The following is a 1524-nucleotide window of genomic DNA, read 5'->3' as shown; positions in this document are numbered from 1 at the left end:
GGGCAACTGGTTTTTAATTTGCGTGATAAAGGGGCTCTGCCGTTTCTGGAGGGACATCTGCATGAAGTGGCTGAGCGAGGTGGTCCCGGATTCACACCCTTTATTACCTTCAGCAGTAACGGACAGCCTTTCGCCGTAAAGGAAGGCAGTGGCACTACGGCGCAACGCTTTCGCGCCTCTGTCCCGGTGCGTGACCCGGAGACGGGAAATGTGTCGGGGCAGCTTTCTTTCACCCTGAATCAGGGGATGGCAGTCAGTGCCGGTGCACAGGAAGAGGGGGCGACAGTGCCGGCAGGGATGTCGCTGGTCAGTGGGCAGAGTGTGACGGATGTACAGTCAGGAACGCTGCCACAGTGGCTTAAAACCCGCCTTTCCACATTACTTCTGATGAACCAGGGTTTTGGCAATGGCATGAGTGCCGCAGACAATGGTCAGGTCATCTCTCAGGGGATACTGGCTGACGGTCGGGTGATGAATCTGGCTGCGGCATATGCCTCAGCAGTGTCGGATTTTGAACTGCGGTTGCCGGCGGAGGGTACACCTGCAGCATGGCAGGCAGGGCTGAATGTGACGGTCACGGTACAGTGATGGTTGCAGGGATATAAGGAGAGAAGAGAAGTGAAAAAGGTGACGTTATTTCTGTTTGCTGCCAGCCTCCTGCCTTCCTGCGTACTGGCCTGGAACACGCCGGGAGAGGATTTCAGCGGAGAGCTTAAGCTGGAAGGGGCAGTGACCAGCACCCGTAACCCGTGGGTATGGAAAGTGGGGGCAGGCTCCCGTTATCTGGACTCAGCCAGCCCGGCTGTACCTGTTGGTGAGGGGGAGGTGATGGTCCGGGTGCCGGTGCCGGCATTGCCTGTATTGCTGGGAAAAACAGCATTCACAACGACGGCCGGACGTGAAGGGTTGTCGCCACGGGTTATCTATGGCAAGGGTATGGAAAATTTCAGCCTGTCATGGACGGCGCCGGGGACGGCCGAGGTGGTTCTGCCGGTGTCCGGGGATGGTAATGCAGTATCAGGACGTTTTGTTTTCCGTCTGCAGGCGGCAGGTGTGTTGCGTCATGCACAGGGGGGACATCTGGTGTATACCGGTGTTTATGACGACCTGAATGCGAATGGTCTGCCGGAGCAGGCGCAGATGATGCAGGCAGAGCAGGTGCCGGGAGCACTACAGGCGATGTTTGCAGGAGAGGGGCCATCCTGGCTTCAGGTTATGACGGTTACCGGTTCAGATGGCCTGAGTCGTTTCAGTGATGCGGCCCTGCGTCAGGTGGAAGGTGTATATGGTGCACAGATAATGGCCGGTTACGGTGAGTTATATCTGAAAGGGCAGGTTCCGTCGGTCTGGCATGGTTCACTGCCGGTAAGTATTGAGTACCAGTAAGCAGGAGGACGGTCCGGTGCTGAATATTATTCATCGTCTGAAGTCCGGTATGTTTCCGGCTCTGTTTTTTCTGACTTCAGCCAGTGTGCTGGCACAACCCCTGATTATTCCGCCGGGCCACTGGCAGGAGGGAATGGC

General features: G+C 56.9%; 2 protein-coding genes and 1 pseudogene. All 3 read left to right on the top strand.

What is annotated here, in order from left to right; all coding sequences use genetic code 11:
- Positions 1-588, top strand: a 588-nt coding sequence (gene faeH, locus BEA93_RS24250; protein ID WP_105267687.1) for a F4 (K88) fimbria minor subunit FaeH, incomplete at its 5' end; no start/stop codon positions are given.
- 30 nt (positions 589-618) lie between these two features.
- Entirely contained in the window at positions 619-1386 is a 768-nt protein-coding gene (locus tag BEA93_RS24245; protein WP_105267686.1) for a fimbrial protein, read from the top strand.
- A 16-nt stretch (positions 1387-1402) separates the two neighbouring features.
- Positions 1403-1524, top strand: a pseudogene (locus BEA93_RS24240) (fimbrial protein); the annotation flags it as partial.

This window comes from Escherichia sp. MOD1-EC5950 (assembly GCF_002965345.1).
In the GTDB taxonomy this organism is placed as follows: Bacteria; Pseudomonadota; Gammaproteobacteria; order Enterobacterales; family Enterobacteriaceae; genus Escherichia; species Escherichia marmotae.
The sequence above is the reverse complement of the archived record's forward strand: the minus strand, read 5'-3'. Positions and strand labels throughout refer to the sequence as shown.